This is a genomic window from Winkia sp. C0117E2, assembly GCF_056590455.1.
The window spans coordinates 155,191-176,306 of record NZ_JBWPWD010000005.1 but is presented as its reverse complement, the minus strand read 5'-3'; the positions used below and the strand labels follow the sequence as shown (position 1 = coordinate 176,306).

22 protein-coding genes are annotated in these 21,116 nt (G+C 58.4%); 2 read left to right on the top strand and 20 right to left on the bottom strand.

From position 1 onward, the window contains the following. Nucleotide 1: 1 nt before the first annotated feature. Nucleotides 2–508, bottom strand: a complete 507-nt coding sequence (locus AC1EKG_RS08150) for an NUDIX hydrolase (protein WP_481067813.1) — start codon at nt 506–508, stop codon at nt 2–4. A gap of 209 nt (nt 509–717) precedes the next feature. Here AC1EKG_RS08150 and AC1EKG_RS08145 point away from each other — a divergent pair, with 209 nt between their 5' ends. After that, nucleotides 718–1,377, top strand: coding sequence for a DedA family protein (locus AC1EKG_RS08145; protein ID WP_048706714.1), 660 nt, complete (start codon nt 718–720; stop codon nt 1,375–1,377). An 8-nt stretch (nt 1,378–1,385) separates the two neighbouring features. Here the strand turns inward: AC1EKG_RS08145 and AC1EKG_RS08140 are convergent, their stop codons facing one another. The 4 genes from AC1EKG_RS08140 to purB all read right to left on the bottom strand — a co-directional run bounded on the left by AC1EKG_RS08140 (nt 1,386) and on the right by purB (nt 7,567). After that, nucleotides 1,386–3,365, bottom strand: coding sequence for a DUF6541 family protein (locus tag AC1EKG_RS08140; protein ID WP_048706712.1), 1,980 nt, complete (start codon nt 3,363–3,365; stop codon nt 1,386–1,388). A gap of 30 nt (nt 3,366–3,395) precedes the next feature. Continuing rightward, a complete protein-coding gene (locus tag AC1EKG_RS08135; RefSeq protein WP_284599132.1) occupies nt 3,396–5,792 on the bottom strand; it encodes a heavy metal translocating P-type ATPase in 2,397 nt (798 codons plus the stop codon). A gap of 66 nt (nt 5,793–5,858) precedes the next feature. Further along, entirely contained in the window at nt 5,859–6,089 is a 231-nt protein-coding gene (locus tag AC1EKG_RS08130) for a heavy-metal-associated domain-containing protein (RefSeq protein ID WP_070424910.1), read from the bottom strand. A gap of 17 nt (nt 6,090–6,106) precedes the next feature. Then, nucleotides 6,107–7,567: an adenylosuccinate lyase gene (gene purB / locus AC1EKG_RS08125; protein WP_070424911.1), complete on the bottom strand. Its 1,461-nt coding sequence runs from the start codon at nt 7,565–7,567 to the stop codon at nt 6,107–6,109. A gap of 17 nt (nt 7,568–7,584) precedes the next feature. Here purB and AC1EKG_RS08120 point away from each other — a divergent pair, with 17 nt between their 5' ends. Further along, nucleotides 7,585–8,262 (top strand): hypothetical protein, encoded by a 678-nt coding sequence (locus AC1EKG_RS08120; RefSeq protein WP_160309216.1) that lies wholly within the window; start codon nt 7,585–7,587, stop codon nt 8,260–8,262. Between the two features lie 921 nt (nt 8,263–9,183). Here AC1EKG_RS08120 and AC1EKG_RS08115 read toward each other — a convergent pair. From AC1EKG_RS08115 to AC1EKG_RS08045, 15 genes are all read right to left on the bottom strand, one after another. Continuing rightward, entirely contained in the window at nt 9,184–9,645 is a 462-nt protein-coding gene (locus AC1EKG_RS08115; protein WP_141740493.1) for a hypothetical protein, read from the bottom strand. 128 nt (nt 9,646–9,773) lie between these two features. Continuing rightward, nucleotides 9,774–10,592, bottom strand: coding sequence for a hypothetical protein (locus AC1EKG_RS08110; protein ID WP_048706704.1), 819 nt, complete (start codon nt 10,590–10,592; stop codon nt 9,774–9,776). Continuing rightward, on the bottom strand, nt 10,585–11,421 hold the full coding sequence (locus AC1EKG_RS08105) for an ABC transporter ATP-binding protein (protein WP_048706700.1): 837 nt from the start codon (nt 11,419–11,421) through the stop codon (nt 10,585–10,587). The genes AC1EKG_RS08110 and AC1EKG_RS08105 overlap by 8 nt, the downstream gene beginning before the upstream one ends. After that, complete coding sequence (locus tag AC1EKG_RS08100; RefSeq protein ID WP_481067812.1) at nt 11,418–11,771, bottom strand: hypothetical protein; 354 nt, start codon at nt 11,769–11,771, stop codon at nt 11,418–11,420. The genes AC1EKG_RS08105 and AC1EKG_RS08100 overlap by 4 nt, the downstream gene beginning before the upstream one ends. Then, complete coding sequence (locus tag AC1EKG_RS08095; protein ID WP_048706697.1) at nt 11,768–12,421, bottom strand: DUF5808 domain-containing protein; 654 nt, start codon at nt 12,419–12,421, stop codon at nt 11,768–11,770. The genes AC1EKG_RS08100 and AC1EKG_RS08095 overlap by 4 nt, the downstream gene beginning before the upstream one ends. Beyond that, complete coding sequence (locus AC1EKG_RS08090) at nt 12,418–12,741, bottom strand: PadR family transcriptional regulator (protein ID WP_048706695.1); 324 nt, start codon at nt 12,739–12,741, stop codon at nt 12,418–12,420. Before AC1EKG_RS08090 ends, AC1EKG_RS08095 begins: the two co-directional genes overlap by 4 nt. Nucleotides 12,742–12,923: 182 nt before the next feature. Beyond that, the gene (hemL, locus tag AC1EKG_RS08085) at nt 12,924–14,318 is read right to left on the bottom strand and encodes a glutamate-1-semialdehyde 2,1-aminomutase (RefSeq protein WP_070424912.1); all 1,395 of its coding nucleotides are present in this window, start codon (nt 14,316–14,318) and stop codon (nt 12,924–12,926) included. Between the two features lie 80 nt (nt 14,319–14,398). Beyond that, the gene (locus AC1EKG_RS08080; protein WP_070424913.1) at nt 14,399–14,716 is read right to left on the bottom strand and encodes a PspC domain-containing protein; all 318 of its coding nucleotides are present in this window, start codon (nt 14,714–14,716) and stop codon (nt 14,399–14,401) included. A gap of 83 nt (nt 14,717–14,799) precedes the next feature. Continuing rightward, nucleotides 14,800–16,146: an ATP-binding protein gene (locus AC1EKG_RS08075; RefSeq protein ID WP_141740494.1), complete on the bottom strand. Its 1,347-nt coding sequence runs from the start codon at nt 16,144–16,146 to the stop codon at nt 14,800–14,802. Between the two features lie 141 nt (nt 16,147–16,287). After that, the gene (locus tag AC1EKG_RS08070) at nt 16,288–17,127 is read right to left on the bottom strand and encodes a hypothetical protein (protein ID WP_070424915.1); all 840 of its coding nucleotides are present in this window, start codon (nt 17,125–17,127) and stop codon (nt 16,288–16,290) included. Beyond that, entirely contained in the window at nt 17,114–17,773 is a 660-nt protein-coding gene (locus AC1EKG_RS08065) for a LuxR C-terminal-related transcriptional regulator (RefSeq protein ID WP_481067811.1), read from the bottom strand. Before AC1EKG_RS08065 ends, AC1EKG_RS08070 begins: the two co-directional genes overlap by 14 nt. A 58-nt stretch (nt 17,774–17,831) precedes the next feature. Then, the gene (locus tag AC1EKG_RS08060) at nt 17,832–18,578 is read right to left on the bottom strand and encodes a class I SAM-dependent methyltransferase (protein WP_004807896.1); all 747 of its coding nucleotides are present in this window, start codon (nt 18,576–18,578) and stop codon (nt 17,832–17,834) included. Further along, nucleotides 18,575–19,552 carry a porphobilinogen synthase gene (gene hemB, locus AC1EKG_RS08055; RefSeq protein WP_004807898.1) on the bottom strand — a complete coding sequence of 326 codons (978 nt, stop codon included), beginning with the start codon at nt 19,550–19,552 and terminating at the stop codon, nt 18,575–18,577. Before hemB ends, AC1EKG_RS08060 begins: the two co-directional genes overlap by 4 nt. Before the next feature lie 50 nt (nt 19,553–19,602). After that, nucleotides 19,603–20,391, bottom strand: coding sequence for a methylated-DNA--[protein]-cysteine S-methyltransferase (locus tag AC1EKG_RS08050; RefSeq protein WP_004807900.1), 789 nt, complete (start codon nt 20,389–20,391; stop codon nt 19,603–19,605). A gap of 37 nt (nt 20,392–20,428) precedes the next feature. Then, the gene (locus tag AC1EKG_RS08045; RefSeq protein ID WP_004807902.1) at nt 20,429–21,115 is read right to left on the bottom strand and encodes a uroporphyrinogen-III synthase; all 687 of its coding nucleotides are present in this window, start codon (nt 21,113–21,115) and stop codon (nt 20,429–20,431) included. Nucleotide 21,116: the final 1 nt, after the last annotated feature.

Genomic DNA, 21,116 nt, shown 5'->3' with positions numbered 1-21,116 from the left:
ACTACCTAACCTGTAAAAGTTCACGTGCCTTATGCGCGACTCGGCGCTCATTTGAATAGGCCAGCAGTGTAAGGGAAGTGTTCAGTGGAATCCAAGCCGCATCCAGTGCTTCGTGATCAGGATCGCCATCTACGGTTAGTTCCCCGCCCACTGCTTCCAAAAGGAAATGGTGAACTACCTTGTGGATTCTGTTGTGTGGCGAGGCGAAGGTGTAGTCGATTGAAGCTAGGTGAGCTAGGACCCGCCCGTCGATGCCTGTTTCTTCCCATACTTCGCGCTCGGCGGTCTGGGCGGCGGTTTCGGTGCCTTCGATATGCCCTTTGGGCAGGCACCATTCGATGCGGCGGAATCTGTTTTCGCGGGCAATTAGTGCCACGTATGGGCGGTGGTTAACCACGTCAACCACAACTCCGCCGGCCGAAGTCTCTTCGACCAGGGGCAGCGCGCGACGGCGCCGCCGGCGCACCCGGGCGGTGCGCGAATAAGTTCGTGAGCTGTGGGCAGACATATTCATAATGGTATTGCCTACCGAGGAAATCAGTGGAAACAAATGGGCAAATGAGTAAAAATCACACTGGTTGATTTGTGCATTTTCCCGCTTTCTGGCCCTTTGCCGGGACTTCGCCCGTGGCGCAATTGGGCGCTAGGTGAGCAACATCGCCGGGTAGGCTGTGTCTTAGTTGAAGGCGGCCCCATAGGATAGCGCCCGGAGGAAAAATGCTACAAACTTTTACTACCGCTGCGGCGGGACTATCAACTGGCCTGATCGATTACTTACGCGATCCGGAGGAATTGCTGCTAGCCCTAGGGCCGTACGTGCTGATCGGAGTAGCAGTTATCGTCTTTATTGAATCGGGGTTGCTGTTCCCGTTCCTGCCGGGCGATTCTTTGTTGTTTACCGCCGGGCTGTTGCATTCCCAGCTGGGCCTCAACTTCTGGCTCCTAATCTCCGTAGTGATCGTGGCTGCTGTCGGTGGGGACCAGGCAGGCTATTGGATTGGCCGCGAATTTGGCCGAAAGCTATTCAAACCTAATGCGCGGGTGCTGAAGACCGAGTATTTGGAAGAGGCCGAAGCATTCTTTGACAAGTGGGGCGGCCCCGCGCTGACCCTGGGTCGTTTCGTACCCATTGTCCGCACTTTTATTCCCGTTACTGCGGGGATGGCGCGGATGCACTACCCGCACTTCTTCCGGTGGAACGTCATAGGTGGCATCGCTTGGGGTGGCGGCATGTGCATTTTGGGTGTGTGGCTGGGTCAGATCCCGGCGGTGCGCAACAACATCGAGATCATGGCCGTGCTGGTCGTACTAATTTCGGTGATTCCGATTATTATCGGTTTCTTGCGCAAGAGGGCGCAGAAGAAGTCGTCTAAGTAGTAGGCGGCTCAGTAGCAGGCGTCGATTCGGTATAGCCGGGGTCCTTCTCCCGAAGGAGCCGACGCGGCTTTCCACACTAGGGTCATCCGATTGATGGGTACCCGGTCTAGGCGGGCGCCTTTCTTGGAGTGCTTTGCTCCGTGGGTGGCGCCTGAGGCGGTGCGGTCCGTGTCTCGGTAGTAGTACTTGATGTGCCGCTCGCGCAGGAACTTGCACGATTCTGCGTCCAGCTTGCGGAGGTGTCGGAACAGTTCGAATTCTGTTTGGCCAATGGAGTAGGCCTGCCGGTAGTAGGAGTTCACGTTGGCCAGGGCGTAGCCGTAGCCGAGCCCGGAGTCGGGGATGGAGATGATTACGTCGTCACGGGTGATCCTCTTTATTTGGGGGAACGAGGCCATTTCGGTGCGGGTTGCGAAGGTGCCCCAGCCGATCCGCATTGGGTCGTAGGAAAGTGACACGAGTTCGGCGCGGTCACCCGCCCTCGAGAAGGGGGTGAGGGCGACGCAGAAGATGGCTAGGCTCAGCATCATCTTGCTGGCGGCCCCGCGATGGCAGGCCCAGGTGGCTATGGCGTAGATTCCTATTGCGGCGGTGGCAACTAGTGCTATGGAGAAGGCTACTTGTAAGCGTTCAGGCTGCATATACCAGGGCGAGGCGAGCCGGCGGAGAGGACCGGTGCCCTGCGAACACAGGAAATAGAAACCGCAGGTCAGGGCTGTAGAGGCGACGATCCAGTGGTTGATTCGGTTTACTACAAGCCACGTGCAGCCGATCAGAGCCAGTGCAATGGTGACGGAATATAGGGACGCGCCTCCGATCGCCCGGCGCATTGTTGGCCAGTCAGAGACAAGGGAGAGGAGAAGTTTGGTTGCGGGGGTTGCTTCACGGTAGTAGCTGACCACCCGGAACATGGGGCCGACGAAGGCGGCAAGGCCAGCAATTAGGATTCCAGCAAGCCCAGCCCAGATCAGCCTGTACTGGCCGGGCGAGAAAACGTTCTTGCGTCTGCGTAGAAGCGGAAGCGCCTTGCCGAAGATGAGCGGTAGCGCGAGCAAGATCAGCGAAAACCCGCCGATGGGGTGCGAGATGAAAACGCCCATGCAACCGAGCACCGCCATTACGCGGAATCCCCAGTGCGTGCCGCGGGTGGCTGCAATGTTGAGCGCGCCCAGTGCTCCCGGAATGGCGGTCATGGCGGCCAGGTAGGGGAGGGTGGAAAGCACGGTGGCCAATTGGGTTAGGCATAGCGATCCGGCTGCAAGTAGCGGTGTTAAGACGATCGTTAGTTGCTTGGCGGGCGTGTGCGCCGAATAGGTGAGTAGCGAGTGAGTTAGCCCGGTCAAGGTGATCACGCCCAGAGCTACCAGCGCCGCGGCCGATGCCGAAATAGCCAGACCCAATGGGGTTGACTTGGTTGTCGCTATGGTGACGAGGGCGTGGTACAGGGTCGGGTAGAAATTGACCTTGCCGTCTAGGCTGATCGGTTTCAGACCGCCAAGTGGGGAGGCGTTGCCGTGCAGTTCTATGACCTTCAGGGCGTTCAGGTGGAACATGCCGTCCCAGAACTGTGACGGGTCGGTGGGTCTGGCTAAGCCGCGGCTGAATTGGGAAAGCACAAGGCCCACCGCCAGAACACTTGTAATCGGGAGGGCGATTTTGGCCGGCTTCGGCAAGGCTTCACTATCGCGTGCGTGAGCCGTGGGAATTGACCTTTTGCCGTATCTGCGCACCAGCTGCCTGGCAGTGAAGAGCACTAGGAGTTGGGTAAGGATCAAGCCCAGCGCGGTAAGCGTGCCCCAGCGTATATGCAACCAGCCGGCCACGATTGAGGCGGCGCCAACCATGCCGAAAGTAAGGGAGGGCGCAGCGGCGATGGCCTGTAAGCCGTGTACGCGGAAGACCCGGGCAAGGATGTAGCCGGGTGCAAGTGCAAGGAAGAAGATGAGTAGGGCGAAGAAAGCCCACCCGGCATCCGGTGCATAACTCATGCGCCTATTGTAAATGCCGGGCGGGCCTGCTTACTTCGCGCTGCGCAGGCGAAGCGAGTTAGAAACGACGATCACAGAAGAGCACGCCATTGCCGCGCCAGCAATCATGGGGTTCAGCAGGCCAAAGATGGCCAGTGGGATTGCTGCCACGTTGTAAGCGAAGGCCCAGAACAGGTTCTGCTTGATGATGCGAAGGGTGGCTCGCGAGATGCGGATTGACTGGGCGGCGGCCAGCAGGTCAGAGCGCACCAGCGTGATGTCCGAGGCCGCGATGGCAGCGTCGGTGCCAGAGCCCATGGCCATACCTAGACCCTGTGTGGATGCTTGTGCGAGGGCGGCAGCGTCGTTGACTCCGTCGCCCACCATTGCCACCGTGCGGCCACGGCGTTGCAGGTCTGCCACGTGTGCTTGTTTGTCCTGCGGCTGTACGCCGGCGATCACCGTGTCGATGCCGACTTGCTGCGCGGCGTGGGAGGCTGCGCGCTCGTTGTCACCGGTCAGCAGGATCGGCTCTATGCCCAGGTCGCGGATTTGTTGCAGCGCCTTTTTGGAAGAGGGGCGCATTTCGTCGCGCAGGACTATGACCCCTACGGCTTGCGCGCCCGCGACCGCCTGGGCGGATACGGTGGTTGCCGTCTTGGCAGTGGGGTGGGTGGTTTCGCCGCCGCGCCGGGAAGTCAGGGTGGCGGTGTAGCCGGCTTTTTCGACCGCTGCTAGCAGATCGTCAGTTGCCACTTCGGGTGCTGCTTCGATGTGAGCTGATTCGGTAGCCAGGTTCACCGTGGCGGTGGCGCCGGGTACCTTGTTGAGTTTCTTTTGTACCCTGTTCACGCAGGCTGCGCAGGACATGCCTGAGACGGCCAGTTCGATTTGGGACAGCCCGTCCTCTTCAACTTTGGCTACGGATGTGTGTTCTACGAGGGCGTCCGTGCTCGCTTCGCGGGTGGCGACCATGATGGCGGTGGCCCCTGTGGCTTCAGCGGCTGTGAAGTCTGCGCGCAATTGGGATGGTATGCGCGCCCCTAGCTCTTGCAGCCAGGAGGGCTTGCCCGCGGCGATGATTTGGCCGTCTACCTGACTGATCACGCCATTGCCGGCAACGGAGGTGAATCCTTCTGCTCTTCCTAGATTGGTTGGGGCAGCGGCAACGATGGCGCGGGCTACGGGGTGTTCGGATCCGGCCTCGGCGGCGGCGCCCAGGGCTAGCACTTTTTGCGGGGCGGAACCTAGCACGTCCTCTACGTGCATTTTGCCGCGCGTGATGGTGCCGGTCTTGTCTAACACCATCGTGTCGACAGTGCGCGTGGATTCTAGAATCTCGGGGCCTTTGATCACGATGCCGAGCTTTGCAGCTCGCCCCGAACCTACTAGCAGGGCGGTGGGCGTGGCCAGCCCCAACGCGCATGGGCAGGCGATCACCAGTACCGCCACTGCGGCGGTGAAAGCGGCGCCCACGTTACCGGTAACCAGTAGCCACCCGAGCAGAGTGAGGGCGGAAATACCGAGTACCGTAGGCACGAATACTGAGGAAATCTTGTCTGCCAGTCGCTGTACCGGGGCTTTGCCGGCCTGCGCCTGGGTGACCAGGCGGGCGATCTGGGACAGGGTGGTGTCCTCGCCGACGCGGGTTGCCTGCACGGTCAGGGCTCCGAAGGTGTTGATGGTTGCCCCGGTAACCGCGTCTCCCGGCCCCACATCAACGGGAACAGATTCGCCGGTTAGTAGGGAAGCGTCAATGGCGCTTTGCCCATCTTGGACGATGCCGTCAGTGGCCACTTTTTCGCCCGGGCGTACCAGGAACAGGTCGCCCTCGGAAAGGACGGAGGCGGGCACCTGTTTTGTAGTGCGTGCCCCCGAATCGGAAATGCAGATGAGGGTGGCTTCTTTGGCGCCCATAGTCAAGATGGAGCGCAGCGCGTCGCCCGCGTTGTGGCGCGCCCTCGCTTCTGCCCAGCGACCGCCAAGTAGAAAGGTGGTGACCATGGTGGCTGCCTCAAAGTAAAGGTGTATGGCGCCGTGGGCGTTGCGGGGCAGCAACGTCATGTCCATCTTCATGCCAATGTGGCCTGCGCCCCCAAAGAAGAGGGCGAATAGCGACCAGCCGGTGGCGGCAATGACGCCTAGGGAAACTAGGGTGTCCATTGTGGAGGCGCCGTGGCGGGCAGCTCTGAATGCTGCCTTGTGGAAGGGCCAGGCACACCAGGTGACTACGGGGGCGGCGAGTGCGGTTACGACCCACTGCCAGCCCGGAAATTGCAGGGCCGGAACCATTGAAAGCGCCATTACGGGGATGGCGAAAATTAGTGCTACGAAGAAGCGGCGCTTCATCATTGCGGCTCTGCGGGCCTGCCCGTCGGCGCCCTCGGCTGAGGGGCTACTAGAGGCCGACTTTGCGGGGGATTCTGGTATATTTTCGTGCAGAGACATGTGAACTCCTAAGACTCATGGCTCAGGTCCCGGCGGGCAGGCCGGGACCATTTTTATTTGTGGGTCTTAGTGAATGTCGTCGATGCCTTCAAGCTCGTAGCCGGCTTCGTCGATGGCTTCGCGTAGGGAATCCTCGCTTAGAACCGCGTCGGAGGTGACGGTTACGACCGAGGTGCCCTGCGGATTCAGTTCTACGTCCACGGCGGTGACGCCCTGGATCTTGGTGACCTCCTCCTGCACATGCTTTACGCAGTGTTCGCAGGTCATTCCCTTAACTTTGAGTTTGGTTGTCTGCATTGACGTTCCTTCCTAAGTTATTTGCAAATGTCTTCGGCTAGCTCGCGGGCGTAACCGATGTACGTTGCCGGGCTTAGCTGCAGTAGCCGCGCCTCGACTTCCTGCGGCATTCCCAGTGTTTTGATGAATGCGCGCATTTCGGATTCTGTCACCTTGTGACCGCGAGTTAACTCTTTTAACCGCTCGTAGGGGTTTTCCATTCCCGAAGCACCTGAAATTGAGGCGGCCCTCATACTTTGCTGTATGGCTTCGCCCAGTACTTCCCAGTTGTTGTCGAGGTCGGCCGCCATAGTTTCTGCGGAAACATCTAGTCCGGCTAGGCCTTGGCTTAGGTTGTCGAGGGCGAGCAGCGAGTGGCCGAGTGCGACGCCAATGTTGCGTTGGGTGGTGGAGTCGGTCAGGTCGCGCTGCATGCGCGAGGTGACCAGGGTGGCCCCTAGCGAATCGAGTAGGGCGGCGCTGATTTCCAGGTTGGCTTCGGCGTTTTCGAAGCGGATCGGGTTTACTTTGTGCGGCATGGTGGAGGAGCCGGTGGAGCCCTGGGCGGCCAGGTTTTGGTGGAAGTAGCCCATGGAAATGTAGGTCCACACGTCGGTGGCTAGGTTGTGCAGGATGCGGCCGGCGCGGGCAACGTCGGCGAATAGTTCTGCATCCCAGTCGTGGCTTTCAATCTGGGTGGTGATTGGGTTGTAGGTGAGCCCCAGGTGCTCGACGAAGCCCTTGGCTGCTGCCGGCCAGTCTACTTCGGGCACAGAGATGCGGTGTGCTGCCCAGGTGCCCGTGGCGCCGTTGATTTTGCCCATGTATTCCTGTTTTTCAATGCGGCTTAGCTGGCGGGAAATGCGGTGAACGAACACGGCTAATTCCTTGCCTAGGGTTACCGGAGTGGCCGGCTGGCCGTGAGTGTGTGCCAGCATGGGCACGTCCGCTGCCTGTAGGGCCATCTGCTTTAGCTGTTCCACCAGCTTTTGTGCGGCGGGCAACCACACCCGCTGGATGGCGGCGCGAATGGTCAGGGCGTAGGAAAGGTTGTTTACGTCCTCGGAAGTGCAGAAGATGTGCACAATTTCGTGCATCTTGTCCAAGCTGGTTTCGCCCAGGACCTGCGGTGCTTTGTCCAGGCGGTCCTTTAGTAGGTATTCGACGGCTTTTACGTCATGCTTGGTAACGTTTTCGGTTTTCTTTAGCTCGGCAACGGTGTCCGAGTCGAAGTCGGTAACGACCGCGCGCAGGTAGTCGCGTTCGGCCTCGGTCAGTTTGGGAGCACCCGGCAAGAAACCGTTGTCGGTCAGGTAGATCAGCCATTCGACCTCTACGTGTACGCGTGCCCGGTTGAGCGCAGCCTCAGATAGGAAGTTTACGAGTGGGGCCGTGGCCTTGCGGTAGCGTCCATCAAGTGGCCCGAGCGCAATCTGCGGGGTTGCAGCGGATAGGTCTTTGCCGTTGGGAAGATCAAAAGTCTTGTCACAGGTGTTCATAGCAAAAACTTTACGCTATGGCGGTGTCAGAATGGACTATGGCCATTTTTAAAAAGGATCCGCGCGCGGTGCGCGAGAAAGCAATGAAGAAGCTGCGCAAGGAAGACCCCGTCCCACTTGATAGAGCGCGTTACATTGCGGTTGCTTCCGGGCAGATGGCTCCTTACCAGCGGGTATTAGCGGAGGCAGAATTGTGGGTGGCGCCCGGATTCACTGATTTTGACGAGGCCGATTCGCTGCGTTTTGTGCGCGCGTTTTGCACGCCGTTACGTGCGCGAGCCGTGTTTGGGCCCGGCGAGTTTGTGCGGGTTGGGGTGCGCGATTTTCCAGAAGGGGTGGGGTTGCGCATTGATCCGAGCTTGGGCACCGAACTTACGGTAGAGCCTGACCAGTTAGAGGACGTGCGGGCGCTCGCGGCCGGGCAGTTTGTGCCGGCAGCGTTGAAGGCTGTTGCCGCCGACGAGGTTGTGGAGGAGCCAGAGTTGGGCGGGCAGGTTGGCGCAGACCTAGCCGAGCGTGTGCGGGTTGCGGCGGGCGAAGGCGCGCTTGTGCAGGTGACGGGGTTGCGGCTTGCCGGCGAGGGCGGTCGCGCTTGGCCGGCCATTGTTGTTACCGGCCCTGTGGAGGAGGATTTTGCTGCGATTTCCAGGGAGGGTTGGCGCGAGGGCGTGGCGGTTATAGCTGGCGGCGCCTAATCTGGCTGCTTGTTTCCATATGCCGAGGGGGGCATGGAGTGGTCTGCATATGCAGAATTCATAACTAATCCTCGATGATAAAATAGCTCTTTTCATTGTAAAATGTGCGGCATAGCCATATAGGCGCGAGGTTGGCTTGTCGCTTGGCTTACGGAAAAGAGATAATAGCCGACGCAAAATAAATCTATAACGACAAAATGAAAAAACACGCTGTCGCTATACCGCTAAATATTGTCAGTATTTCAGGTAGTAATTGGTTGGCAGAGAGCCGCTAGGGTGTTGCAGTGGCCTGTTTATGTGATGAAAGTGCTGGCTATGGAACAGAGATCGGCAGCATGTGGGCTTCGCTTGGGGATGGAGTATTTTGCTGATAGGACTTGCTTAACGTTCGACTATAAAGACCTCAATAAGATTGACTCTATAAGACCCCAATGAACCAACCAATTTTGCGGTTATGGCTAGCTAGATTACACACGGCCCACCAGCATGGTAGTGCTGGGGAGCCGTGTTGAAGTTTCGACAAGCCGTAGTCAGGCCGGCCTGGGATACTGCTAACGCCGATTCTTCACTATCAGGTTGTGTGCTGCTTGAGTATTTATTCTTTTTTGGGATTGGCCGTATTTTTTACATACTTTCGTACTGATAGAAAGTACTTGATCCCAAAGTAGAAGGCCGCGATCGTTGGTATCGCCGCAAGTAGGCACCACGGCCAAGGCAGCCACCCCAGGACAGTCATTGCGCAGATGGTGATCAGTCCAAGGGTAAAATAACCTTCTTATGGCTTACTCGATTCCTTCTTGGGTTCCGGCGGCTGGCCAGGACGCGAAGAATCGTAATGCTGGCTATTTTCTACCATTTAGCACCATCCAATCTATAAGAAACATCCGCTTACTACGCCATCTAAGCTGAACAGTTCCAGCATTAGCGATACTGCTTGTTCACCTCCACTGGCTTCAACCACCTCGCTCTTGAAAAGACGAACACGTTAGACGCAACAGCTTTTGATATTCCCCAGGCACATGCTCCAATGCTCGACTTTGGTGACAAATGATCGCTTCCAAGAAAAAGATTCTTCTGTTTCCATAGTTCGAATGCAGCATCGTCCTTGAGTGCGGAATTAGGCGTCGATTCTATAAATGAAAGTCCTTCATGCAGAGGATTTTCGCTTGTAAAGACATTGTCTTCACTTATAGCGATGTGATGGGCATTGTCACGAACCTCATCAATCGCGCTAGTTGCATTTGCTATACCAGCAAATGTTAGGGCCATAGCGATTGCGGCTATGATCGGGAGGCTAGTCTGGCGGAAATGTTTCATTGCAAGTCCCCTACTGCTGAATTTACGTGTAGGTGTCTTGTCTATGAGCCTGTCAGTTGCTGCCATGCGGTAGCCACGATAGTGTTCCGCACTCGACTATGCAACGTTAAAATGGCTTAATGATGCCGAAAAGCGTATATGGCAAAGTGTCAACAACCGGTCCAGTTCGCCTCCCGAGTCCCGCACTTTTCCGATCAGTCCAACTCTTTGCGGCAGAAACAAACAGTTCCCATGCCGATTAGCAAGAGGGCGACTACTATGCCGCTGAGAAGTGGCCAAGTAAGGGCGGCGTGGGCGCTATGTGCAGTTACCTTTCCCGCTAGATCGGATATTCCGAGCAGCGTATGTTTAGCTCCCCACGGCCAGAATCCGCCCAAAGTGAGCAGTAGGTATGCTGCAAACCCACTGCCAATGCCGGCCCCAATCCCGGTGCCGCCAGACCTGCTTGTGCTCACGTTAGCCCCAAAAAATACGGCAGCCAACAGGATGAATGCGAACACTGCCCAAACGCAGCTTCCGCCTAGCAGAGCTGATATCCGGGTCTGCTTCCAGATCGCCCTCGTTAGTAAAACGAAAATCCCGGTAGCAAACGCGAACGACACCGCTGTGCCAAGCAACAAACTCAAAAGTGTCCCCAGACGCAACCCGGCTCTACCTACCCGTCGCGACAGAAAGAATGGCCAGTTGCCCTGCCCGCCAGAGATGAACATCGCAGAGGCAAGAATGAGCACGAAACTAAAAACCTGCCCCAGGTTCTTCATCCATTGCGCGCCCGCCTGCTGCCAGGAGGGATCTGGCAAAGGAATACCTGACGCTCCGCCTTTGGCAGAGGAACCTACCAGCGCGTCTAAAATTTGGGGCGCATATTTGGCTGTTAGGGGTGACAGTAGTGCCATGAAAATGCCCACGCCGCAAAGTAGCCACAAACTAGGTGAATGTACCAGCCTGCCGACCTCAACTCTGGTCATGGCAGGAAACCCGGTCAACTGGGTGGTTTTAGATTGTTCACTCATTGGTAGTTCCCGTGAAATATTCGTAGGTATTCTGGAGCGCTTCTTCGCCCGCGCCTATTTGCGCGGTGGGAAAATCTTGCTGCATCCGCTGCTTGAAGCGTTCGACCTGCTCGGCTGCAATACGCACCGAAAAAGTGCGTTGCCCGTTGCCGGCGGCCTCCTCTAACAGATCTGCCAAGCGTCCTTGCGCTCGCAGCCTGCCGCCATGCAAAATGCCCACGTGCGTGCATATGCCCTGCACGTCAGAGAGCTGATGCGACGAAAACAGTACAGTGGCCCGCCCCTTCAGCTGCCGCAAAATTGCCAGCACGTCGGCCCGGCCCATAGGGTCGAGGGCGCTCGCGGGCTCATCCAGAATCAGCAATTTTGGTGCGCCCACCAGGGCAGCTGCAATGCCGAGGCGCTGCTTCATGCCGCGCGAAAAATTGCCGATCTTGCCGCGGGCGGCTCTTAACCCAACCAGGTCCAATAGGTCATTTGCTTGCTCTGCTGCTTGCTCGCGTTCGAGGTCGGAAAGTTGTGCCAGCATAATTAGCGCATCTTTCGGGCCTAACCAGGGGCTTAGTTGGGGCACGTCCGGTAGGTAGGAAAGGCCAGCTATGGGTCGCGCGGGAAGGTGTCCGCGCGACTGGCCTAAGACTTCCACCTGCCCGCCGGTTGCAGAGGCGAGTCCTAGGAGGATGCGTATGGTGGTTGTTTTTCCTGCCCCGTTTGCGCCGATAAACCCGTAGCAGGCACCTTTGGGCACCGCCAGGTTTATGCCTTTTAGGATCTGTTTATCGCCGTAGGACTTGCTTAACTCTACAGTTTTGATGGCAAGCCCGTTCATGACTTATCTCCGTATAGGTGGTTAATAGCGGTAGCGACGTCTGCATTCTGATTGTTGCCCGTAGATTTTGTCTTGCCTGAGGGGGCTGTTGCAGCCAGTTCGTTCCGCGCTCTTTCGTTCTGAGCCTTTTTGTCAAGGTGGGCAAGGATAAGGAAGAGAGGGGCGCCAAGTAGTTGTCCTAGTAAAATTACAATCAGCCAAATCCCGCGCGGTACTCCCTTTATCGGGCCGTCTGCGCGCGCCAGTACTATTAGCGCGCTGATTATCAGTGCGATTTGCACCAGCGCAAGGATGACTAGGATTATCTGCATTTCTGTGGGCAGGGTCTGCAGTTTGTGGATTCCATTCATTTACCTACCTCCTCATTTTCGCTGAGGGACTGGCGTACGCGTTTTAGTGCGTGCTGGACGGTGGTAACTAGTACTCCTGCGCTTACTAGTGGATAGGCTGCTAATGCCGCGAATACTGTCGGATTGGTCTTGCCCGCCTTGGAAGTGGCGGCTGCCCAGAGTAGCAATGCGGTCATGGTTTGGATTCCTAGCGCGCGGGCATTTGCCGTCACATCTGCGCCCTCGTCTTTCGCGCGAAGTGCCGCTGCTGCAGTTGCGATCGCTACGACCGCGTGGGGGAGGGTGGCTCGTACCCCGCGGGTGAAACCGCGTGGCCTTCCCCGCCAGTCCCACCTGGCGGCAAGGTGTCGCCCTCGCGAAAGAGATGTGGCGGTGACGCATATAGCTGCGGCAGCCGCGATTGGTGCGGCAGAAAGCAGTTTAGCTACCTGCGGCGAAATATATTCCCGGAGGTCGCCCAGTGAATCGTCGGGGCGGATGAGGCCCAGTTTTACTGCCAGGGCTCCGACGTTTAAGTCCCACCCAACCCCTAGGGTTTTCCGCACGAAGAGGGCGGGGTTTTCGGGCTCGAAGGTTCGCAGAAATGCTTCGTCGTCTAGGGTAGTGCTGAGCGGGATGCCTAAGAATTCAGTCTGTTTTTGGATGCTCATTTTTGTACTTTCATGATCAGGCTGATTGCGTGGGCCAGGTCCTGCCATTCGTTAAACAGTTGGTCGAGGCGACTGCCTCCCTTTGCTGTCAAGGAGTAGATTTTGCGTGGCGGGCCGGCTGGGGATGGTTCCCACTTGGTTTTGACTAGACCTGCTTTGCGCATGCGGGTCAGGAGCGGGTAGAGCGTCCCTTCTGAGACTTCCAGTCCAGCTTGTTCCTTCAGTAGCGTGATAAGTGCGCCGCCGTAAGTGGGATGGTTTCTTAGCGTTCCCATGACGGCTAGTTCCACGATTCCTCTACGCAGTTGTGATTCAGCCACGTCCACTCCCTTGCAGTACCAACTACCTTGCTTAACAAGGTACCACAGATTTGCGAGTGCACAGGCCTTATTTTTGGCAAAATGCAAAACGCTGCCAGCACCGGGGATGCTTTAGCCTTCTAAAAAAGTGCTAGGAGCAAATGGGTGCTGGCAGCGAAAGGTAGGGGTAGAAACGCGGTTACTTACTTGGCCTGGGCAGCTGCCCGGACTGCGCCGGGGATTGCGTCGAAAATGACGTTCATGGCCTCTTCGTCATGTGCAGCGGAAAGGAACCAAGCTTCGTAGCACGAGGGCGGCAACGCCACTCCGGCATCGAGCATCGCGTGGAAGAACGCGGTGTAGCGCGCTTCGTCCTGCGACTTAGACTCGTCATAGTTGCGCACCCCCGCAGCCACATTTTGTCCCATGAAAAGGCTGAATAGGTTACCTACGGAGTTGAGCGTATAAGGCACGCCCTCGGCTTCTAAGGAGTCCCGCAACGCCTGCTGCAGCTGGGCAGAAACCTTGTCCACATGGTCGTAAACTCCCTGGTCAGCAAGCTGCAAAGTCTTGAGCCCGGCAGCGGTGGCCAACGGGTTACCCGACAGCGTACCCGCCTGGTAGACGGGGCCGAGCGGAGCCAAGTAATCCATCACTTCCGCCCTCGCGCCAAGTGCGGCCAGCGGCATGCCGCCGCCGACTACCTTGCCGAAGGTGAAGATGTCGGGGCTGTAGCTTGCTCCCTTCAACTGCTCTTCCACCCACTGCCCGCGCGCATCCGCGCCCTCAAGTGCAGCCTCGGGAAGAGTTGCGGGCAGGGCAGGCTTGTAACCGGCCTCCCAACCCCAGAATCCGGCACCAGAAACGCGGAAGCCGGTAAGTACCTCGTCCATGATCATCAGCGCGCCCGCGTTCGCAGTAACTTCGCGGATCACCTGATTGAAATCGGCAACTGGCGGCACGATGCCCATGTTGGCGGGAGAGGATTCGGTGATCACGCAGGCGATATTGTCCCCGTATTTTGTGAACGCTTCGCGAAGAGCATCCGCGTCGTTGTAGGGCAGCACAATGGTGTCGGCGGTGGTGCCGGCGGGAACGCCCGCGCTCCCGGGAAGTCCCTGCGTGGCAACGCCTGACCCGGCTGCTGCTAGCAGCCCATCTGAATGTCCGTGGTAACAGCCTGCGAACTTTACGATCATGTCGCGGCCCGTGTATCCGCGGGCTAAGCGGATAGCGGTCATGGTGGCTTCGGTGCCAGTGGATACCATGCGTACCTTCTCGGCTGCGGGTACGCGCGCAGTAATGGCGTTGGCTAATGCCGTTTCAGTGTCGGTGGGGGCGCCAAAACTGAGGCCGTTTTTTGCGGCTTCCCGGACGGACTCGATTACTTCGGGGTGGGCGTGTCCTAGTAGTGACGGTCCCCAGGTGCACACCAGGTCGACGTATTTGTTGCCCTCGTCGTCCCACACGTATGGGCCCTGTGCTTTCCGGATGAAACGGGGTGTTCCGCCTACGGCGCCGAAGGCGCGGACGGGCGAGTTGACCCCGCCGGGGATTGCTACTTGGGCCCTTGTAAATGCGTCTTTTGAAGTAGTCATGACCTTATTGTCTCACTTACCCCCGCGCCCGCAGGTTGCGCAGACGGTTTCCCACCGGGGGCAGGCCCGCTTTTCTGTTACTACCAGTCCCGTTCGGGAAGGGCTAAACCAGCTATGTAGAGGATGATACCGGAGCCCCATGATAAACACAGAACCAGGAAGCCTAGGCGTATTAGTCCTGAATCAATGCCGGTCTTTTCGGCTAGACCGCCACACACCCCTCCGGCCCACTTGTTTGTAGGGCTGCGCCAAAGGAAAGGCCGCTTGCTTCGGCCTGGATTCTGCTGCTGGCCGTAGTAGGGGCCGCCGGAACCGGGAAAGCCCGGGCCGTTGTTGAAGCCCTGACCCGCACCGCCTAGATTCTGATTTGGCTGATTATGGTCGAAGTTCTCGCTCATAATGCAATGGTGTCAGAACGGGAAATAGGCTGCTACCGGGGAGAACCCTGATTTCCCCCGGGTCTTTGCCCTTGCCTAGGTGCTCAGCTGTGCCCGCCAGCCTGCATTACGTTTCCGTTTACCACGACCGTGCCGGTGTAAGAGCGTCCAGGCGGTAGTGCGCGCACCGTTACTGTGTCGTCCGGGCCGGTCTTACTGATCTGGTCATTCGCGATCTTGATCAACTCGCTAAGATCGCTTCTACCTGCCGAGTCGTCCATTAGGCGAATGTGTGCCCCACGCATGCGGGCGGCTCGCACGGTTCCCACCAGTGGCGGTACCATCAGTCCGGCTGCGCGAATAGAATCGCGCAGCTGATTTTCCACTACTCGCGCTTGGTCCTGTAGTAGTGTTGGGTCTTCGCCCTCGGCGAGCCTAGAAAGGAAGCTGCCCACTTCGGTGCGTACGGCTTCAAAGCGGCGGCGACGCAACTGGATGATCTCGAGGGCGTTTGTGCCGCGTTTCTTCAATAGGGCTTGGGTTTCTTCGTGCGCCTGAATGGAAATGAATACTCCGTCAATGGAGTACTTCGTCAGCAGGAAGAAGATAAACATGCCACCGGTGTGAACCAGCGCCCACAGTAGCGCGTGCGTGAAATATCCCAGGTAGGCGTACGGGATGATGGTGCATATACACCCTAGTGCGGACAGAATGCAGGCCATCAGTTTGCGGTCGCGGATTACCAACCACATGGTGGGTACGATCATCACCGTGTAGGGGTATATGCCTGCCCCCGTGTGGTGATAGGTAGAACCCGCTAACACGGTTAGCAATGGAGCGCCCACGTAGCAGGGGACGAACAGGGAAAGCAGCCACTTTTTGGGGAATTGGGCAGGTGAAAGCGCAATGGCTAGGAGTGGGATGATAACGCACGTAGTGGCTAGTGCCTGCAAAAACGGGTTGGTGTCGGGCTTAGAGAATAGGTAGCCGGCTACGGCTGCCACCACGGGGATTGGAAGTAGAAGGAGGTGGGTGGTGAAGGCTTGCAGCACCTTGGTGAAGGTGGGGGTAGAGCCTTCGAGTCGCAGGGTGCGGGTGGAACCGGAGGCAGCCATATTCCCGTAAGAAAGGAATAGGTGTACCGCGGTGCCTCTGCCATGTCCCGTCTCTATTTGTACTTTGCCGCCGATCCGCTCGATGCGCGAGACTATCGAGGTGAATATGCCCATCCCCGCTTTGGCAGGATCGAATCCGGGCCCGTTGTCCTGGATGGTGATTGAGAACTGGGAATTCCGCCACGGGTGGGCGCGCAAAATCAGCTGCCGTTTGGTGGCCCGTGTGTGCTTTTCTACGTTGCGCATTGCTTCGCGCACTGCCAGGATCAGATCGGCGCTGGCGGAACCGTTGAACATGATGGGGCGGCGAAAAACTCGGCGCGTTAGTAAGGTCAATTGTCCAGTAAAGAAGGTGGGCAGTAGGGAGGCGATGTGAAAGGTGAATCCGCGCGAAATAGCTTCGTTTGAAAGGATCCAGAAAAGGTGGTTCGCGTCCAACCTTTCGGGCAGGTTCAAAATGGCTCGGGAGCTGTCACTTTATACCGTTTCTTGGTCTGCCGGGGCAATTGAGTAGATCACCTCTAAAGCGCGCTTTGCTGCCTGCGCTACCTTTTCGCCCTCGCCCTTGATGCCGCGCCCGACGGTCACCGCAACCGCGATCACATAGTCGTGTACTAGGGCGTTGATGCGGGCGTTGGTGGCGGCTAGATCTTCGTGGTGCGCTACCTTGGCGCGGCGGGCCAGGGTGTCGTCTAGCGTCTTGGTGTGCAGTGCTATTCCCCGGACCACCACCCATTCGGCCAGAAGGTAGGGGCTAGCGATTAGGGCCCCGTAGATGACGAAGATCAGCGCTAGGCTGGCCGGGGTTGCGGTGTACCGTTCCAGCACGCAGAAGGCCAGGAATGCTTGCGCCCCTACCAGTGGGAGCACCCACTTGCGAAGGGTAAGCATTGTGTACATCAAGCTCAGGGCAGCCCCGTGCAGGATGAAGGGGAGGGGATTAGAGGTTTGCCTCATCGAGAACAGATCGTTTTCTGGGTTGATCCCGTAGATGAGGGCGGCCACGCAGGCGATACTGGTAGAGAATGCGGAGATGCGCGCGCTGGCATCCATTATCCTCTGCCAGACGGGAATCGTTTTCGACTCTGGGTGCAGCTTATCGGTAATCATGGCCGCGCAGGCGGCCACTAGGCACATAAGCATGGGTACGTCGATGACTGTGACCAGTAGGCGCGACATAGCCCGATCGGATCCGTCAATCTGCCCGCCCACAAGCGGTACTGAAACTAGGGTGAAATAGAGGCCGGAGATGCCAACAATCAGCAGTAACAGGCGTTTCAGGTGGATTTCGCTGGCGTGTGCCTCAGGATTGATCATGGTGTTGCCAAGCCGTTGCTGGCACGACCGAATCTTCTACGGCGCGCAGGTATAGGTCGACTCGCGAATCCGCATGTCTGCCTGCCTGCTGGTATTTGATGCGAATGTTGCGCACGTACGTGTTCACTGTGTGCAGGGAGAGAGACAGTTTGGTGGCCACCTGCTGTGAGGTCAGTCCGCAGGCGTACTCGGCTAATACGTCGCGTTCAGTTTCGGTAAGCACCGAGGTGATGAAGTGTTCGTCTGAGTCTATGGCGGCGGCCCAGTCTAGTCCCGCCACCTCAGAGCCGTTGGCAAGTGCCAGGAGTGCCTGTACTAGTTCGTCTTGAGAGTCAGATTTGCGCACTACGCCCACCGCCCCGGCCTGGCATGCGGTGCGCACCAGGTAGGGATCGTCGGCCGAGGTGTAGATGAGTACCTGGCAGCCTGCGGCGCGGGCGGCAACAACATTGTCGCTAGGTGTCGAATCGTCGTTCAACCTAAGGTTTAGCAGCACTATGTCTGGTTGCACGTCGTTGAGCAGGCTAGGAAGTGTGGGGTAGCCACCAAGAAAAACAATTTCTTCGACGCTGGTTAGCATCTGTTCTACGCCAAGCCGCATGAGTGGGTGATCTTCCACCAGAGCGACGGTGCACAGTTTCTTCACATTCCCCTCCCTTTCCTTCTGGAGCCGTATATTGCCTGGTCGGAGGGGAAGTGAGTAGTTACCGGCTGGTAACCCAAACGTCTGTCAGATAGGGCAGGGTGATGGTCGCTCCCGCCGAGTGTCCCATGTGTTGATAGACATACCAGAGTAAATTTTTCTGCATCTTAGCTCGGTAGTTTTCGCTGGCATTCAGATAGGAGGCGTGGGTGCGCCCGAGGGCGATCACGTCCTCTGCGTGGACGGTGCGGTTCCATTTGATCTGGGTGCGCGTGGGAGTGGTAAAGGGGGCAGCAAGTGGGGGTGGGTCGCCGCGGCGAACATCCCCTGACCTCATTATTCGAGTCAGTCGGTACACCCACGGCACGCTCACGTCTAACTGGTTGTACAAGATGGCTAGGCGCCCCTTTGGGCGCAGTAGCCGGTCAGCTTCTGCGCAGGCGCTCTGGTGGTCAAGCCAGTGCCAGGTTTGGGCAGCGACCACTAGGTCGGCGCTCTTTTCGGGTAGCCCAGTGTGGTGCGCGTCGGTGCAGTGCACGCTAAGTGCACCAGTCGTAAAGAATTCGTCCGGAGTGTCCTGGCGTAGTTGTTTGCACATTGGTTCGGAGGCTTCAACTGCGGCAACGTGCACGCCGTGTTTTAGCAGCAACCGTGTTAGCGATCCCGAACCAGCGCCCAGTTCCACCACCTGCTGGGGGTGGTGCTGCAATAGGGCGGCCAGGGCAGTCTCCGGGTAGGTGGGGCGGGCTGCCGTGTATCCCGGCAGCACCTTTGTGAAAGGATTCGCCCCAGCCTTAGACCAGCTCACTTGCCCCTGCGGGCGTATTCCAGCGCCCAGTAGGTGAGGATTATGTTTGCGCCGGCGCGGGCAATCGAGACGATGGATTCGTCGATGGCGCGTTCGCGATCGATCCACCCGTTGGCGGCTGCGGCCTCGACCATCGCGTATTCGCCGGAAACCTGGTAGGCGGCGACGGGCACGTCGACTGCGCCGGCAACGTCGGCCAGGACGTCTAGGTAGTGGGAGGCGGGCTTGACCATTACTATGTCGGCGCCCTCGGAAATGTCTAGCAGCGCTTCGCGCAACCCTTCAATGCGGTTTGCCGGATCCTGCTGGTAGGTCTTGCGGTCACCTTTCAGGTTGCAGCTGACGGCCTCGCGGAAGGGGCCGAAGAAGGCGGAGGCGTACTTGGCGGAGTAGGCCATGATCGACACGTCCTGGTAGCCGCCTTCGTCCAGCGCCTGGCGGATGACCTCTACCTGCCCGTCCATCATGCCCGAGGGCGAAACCATGTGCGCCCCGGCCCTGGCCTGCGACAGTGCCATTTTGGCGTACAGGTCCAAAGTGGGGTCGTTGTCTACCCTGCCGTCCTCGGTAAGAACGCCGCAGTGCCCGTGCGAGGTGAATTCGTCCAGGCAGGTGTCGGCGCATACTACGAGGGCGTCGCCTACCTCTTCCCGCACTGCGGCAATGCCGCGGTTCAGGATGCCTTCTGGATCCCACGCGATGGAGCCGGTTTCGTCCTTCTGTTCATCTGCGGGCACGCCGAACAGGTCGATGCCGCCCACGCCGGCCTCTGCCAGTTCGGCGGCCAGCTTCTTGATGGAGTCCGTGGTGTGCTGGTACTGGCTCGGCATTGCCTTGATTTCGACCGGCTCGCTGATGCCTTCGCGCACGAAGACGGGCATCATCAGCTGGGCTGGGGCGACTCGTGTTTCTGCAACCATTGCCCGCATGGCGGGAGTGGTGCGCAGGCGACGAGGGCGAATGAACGGTGACATTTAGACTCCTTCAGTTTGTTTCCCTGCCATGGTAGCGCGCCCGGTAGGCGCTACGAGCGGGGGGCGATGGTAACGCCCAGGTGCGCTAGCGGGCCGGCGCCCAGGTTCTGTGCATAGTCGGCAAAGTAGTGTTCTACCAGGGATTTTGCCTGGCCCCATTCTTCTTCAGAGAGGTCTAGGTAGGCCAGCAGGGTGGAAAATTTGGTGCGCACGGTGCTCTTTTTCACGCCGAGGGCGAAGAGTAGTTCCTCTACTGGGCGGCTATCGCACACGCTCGCGCGGTCGGCGGGGGCGGCCTGCACCTGGTATTTCTGCTGCAGGGTGCGGATCGCCTCGACGAAGGTTTCTCCGGCCCGCAGCGTGCTTGCCAATGCGCGGCCGTGGGAAAAAATGGTTTTGCGGGGATTGCTGGTGCGCACCATGTGAGTGGGGATGACGAAGGGCAGTGGGCAGCGTTCCACCGCGTGCGATACGGCCAAGGCTGCGTCCGTCATCGGGATTTCTTTCAAGATGTCGCTTTCGCGCTTGTATTGGCCCGGTGCGATGGCGCTGATGGATTTCCACACTTTGCGTTCGTAGTAGGTGCCAGAGGGATCTAGGGGCAGGTCGAAGCGGGTGCGTTTTCCAGCAAAATACTCTGCGAAATGGACCTTTGCCGCTTCTAGCGCCTGGCGTGCCGGGGTGGCCGTGTGTTCCAGGGTGATCGGAGTAGATAGGCCAAGCTCAAGTGGAGGTTCTTGGCCTTCCAAGTAGATTGCAGCAAGCCCTTTCTGCCCGGCATAGCAGGTGAGTTTTCCAAAAGGGGAGGGGTAGTCGGTAGAAAGGAATCGCATACGCATGTGAACAAGGTATCCCGGACCACAGCTTTAATGAAAGTTAATGAAACTTTTTTGAGACTCTTTCAAGACTTTGTGCGAGCCCTGCTGCTGTGGGTTCGGTAGCAGAATCCAGCACTGTCAATCCCGCATCAAGTGCGGCTTTTCTAGATGGTGCCCCAATGGTTACCACCGGCGGGGCTGGCACCATCAGATCGGCTAGGGCGGATGCTGCGCTCGCGGAGGTAATTGCCACCACGTCCGCACATTCATATTCGGTTGGCAATTCGCCTACGGGGATCGTGTCGTAAACCGCGGTGCGGGTGGGGGTGATCCCGAGATTGGAAAGTCCCGTAGCCAACGTCGGTTTCGCCTTGGCAGAGCCGGGCAACCAGGCGTTCTGTCCTGGGCGGGACAGCAGCATGAGCGAAGCTACTAGTCCTGCAGCACTGTGATTTGCCGGCTCCAAATCCGCAGTCAAGCCTTCGCGGTGCAGTGCCCGCGTGGTCGCCGGTCCTACCGAGGCGATGCGGGCGGAAGAATTGCGCACAGAGGCACGCCCGTCCTCGCCAAGGAACTGCAGAGTGCGGGCCGAAGTGAAGAAAATCCAGTCGAAGTCCCGTTCGGGCAGGCGGAAAGGAAGGCCGACCTGCTCGGTTAGCGGCGCTGCTGCCACTTCGCAGGGGGCTAAGCGGGCCAGGTCCCTGGCAAGGGCGCGGTCGCTGCTCGCGGTAAGGACGGCAAGCATG

Coding starts and splice junctions, on each gene's coding strand:
- AC1EKG_RS08145 (WP_048706714.1), top strand. CDS start 718: ATGCTACAAACTTTTACTACCGCTGCGGCGGGACTATCAACTGGCCTG.
- AC1EKG_RS08150 (WP_481067813.1), bottom strand. CDS start 508: ATGTCTGCCCACAGCTCACGAACTTATTCGCGCACCGCCCGGGTGCGC.
- AC1EKG_RS08105 (WP_048706700.1), bottom strand. CDS start 11,421: ATGAACGGGCTTGCCATCAAAACTGTAGAGTTAAGCAAGTCCTACGGC.
- AC1EKG_RS08050 (WP_004807900.1), bottom strand. CDS start 20,391: ATGCGTATGCGATTCCTTTCTACCGACTACCCCTCCCCTTTTGGAAAA.
- AC1EKG_RS08080 (WP_070424913.1), bottom strand. CDS start 14,716: ATGAGCGAGAACTTCGACCATAATCAGCCAAATCAGAATCTAGGCGGT.
- AC1EKG_RS08110 (WP_048706704.1), bottom strand. CDS start 10,592: ATGAGTGAACAATCTAAAACCACCCAGTTGACCGGGTTTCCTGCCATG.
- hemL (WP_070424912.1), bottom strand. CDS start 14,318: ATGACTACTTCAAAAGACGCATTTACAAGGGCCCAAGTAGCAATCCCC.
- AC1EKG_RS08120 (WP_160309216.1), top strand. CDS start 7,585: ATGGCGGTGTCAGAATGGACTATGGCCATTTTTAAAAAGGATCCGCGC.
- AC1EKG_RS08100 (WP_481067812.1), bottom strand. CDS start 11,771: ATGAATGGAATCCACAAACTGCAGACCCTGCCCACAGAAATGCAGATA.
- AC1EKG_RS08135 (WP_284599132.1), bottom strand. CDS start 5,792: ATGTCTCTGCACGAAAATATACCAGAATCCCCCGCAAAGTCGGCCTCT.
- AC1EKG_RS08115 (WP_141740493.1), bottom strand. CDS start 9,645: ATGGCAGCAACTGACAGGCTCATAGACAAGACACCTACACGTAAATTC.
- AC1EKG_RS08095 (WP_048706697.1), bottom strand. CDS start 12,421: ATGAGCATCCAAAAACAGACTGAATTCTTAGGCATCCCGCTCAGCACT.
- hemB (WP_004807898.1), bottom strand. CDS start 19,552: ATGTCACCGTTCATTCGCCCTCGTCGCCTGCGCACCACTCCCGCCATG.
- AC1EKG_RS08070 (WP_070424915.1), bottom strand. CDS start 17,127: ATGATCAATCCTGAGGCACACGCCAGCGAAATCCACCTGAAACGCCTG.
- AC1EKG_RS08045 (WP_004807902.1), bottom strand. CDS start 21,115: ATGCTTGCCGTCCTTACCGCGAGCAGCGACCGCGCCCTTGCCAGGGAC.
- purB (WP_070424911.1), bottom strand. CDS start 7,567: ATGAACACCTGTGACAAGACTTTTGATCTTCCCAACGGCAAAGACCTA.
- AC1EKG_RS08130 (WP_070424910.1), bottom strand. CDS start 6,089: ATGCAGACAACCAAACTCAAAGTTAAGGGAATGACCTGCGAACACTGC.
- AC1EKG_RS08140 (WP_048706712.1), bottom strand. CDS start 3,365: ATGAGTTATGCACCGGATGCCGGGTGGGCTTTCTTCGCCCTACTCATC.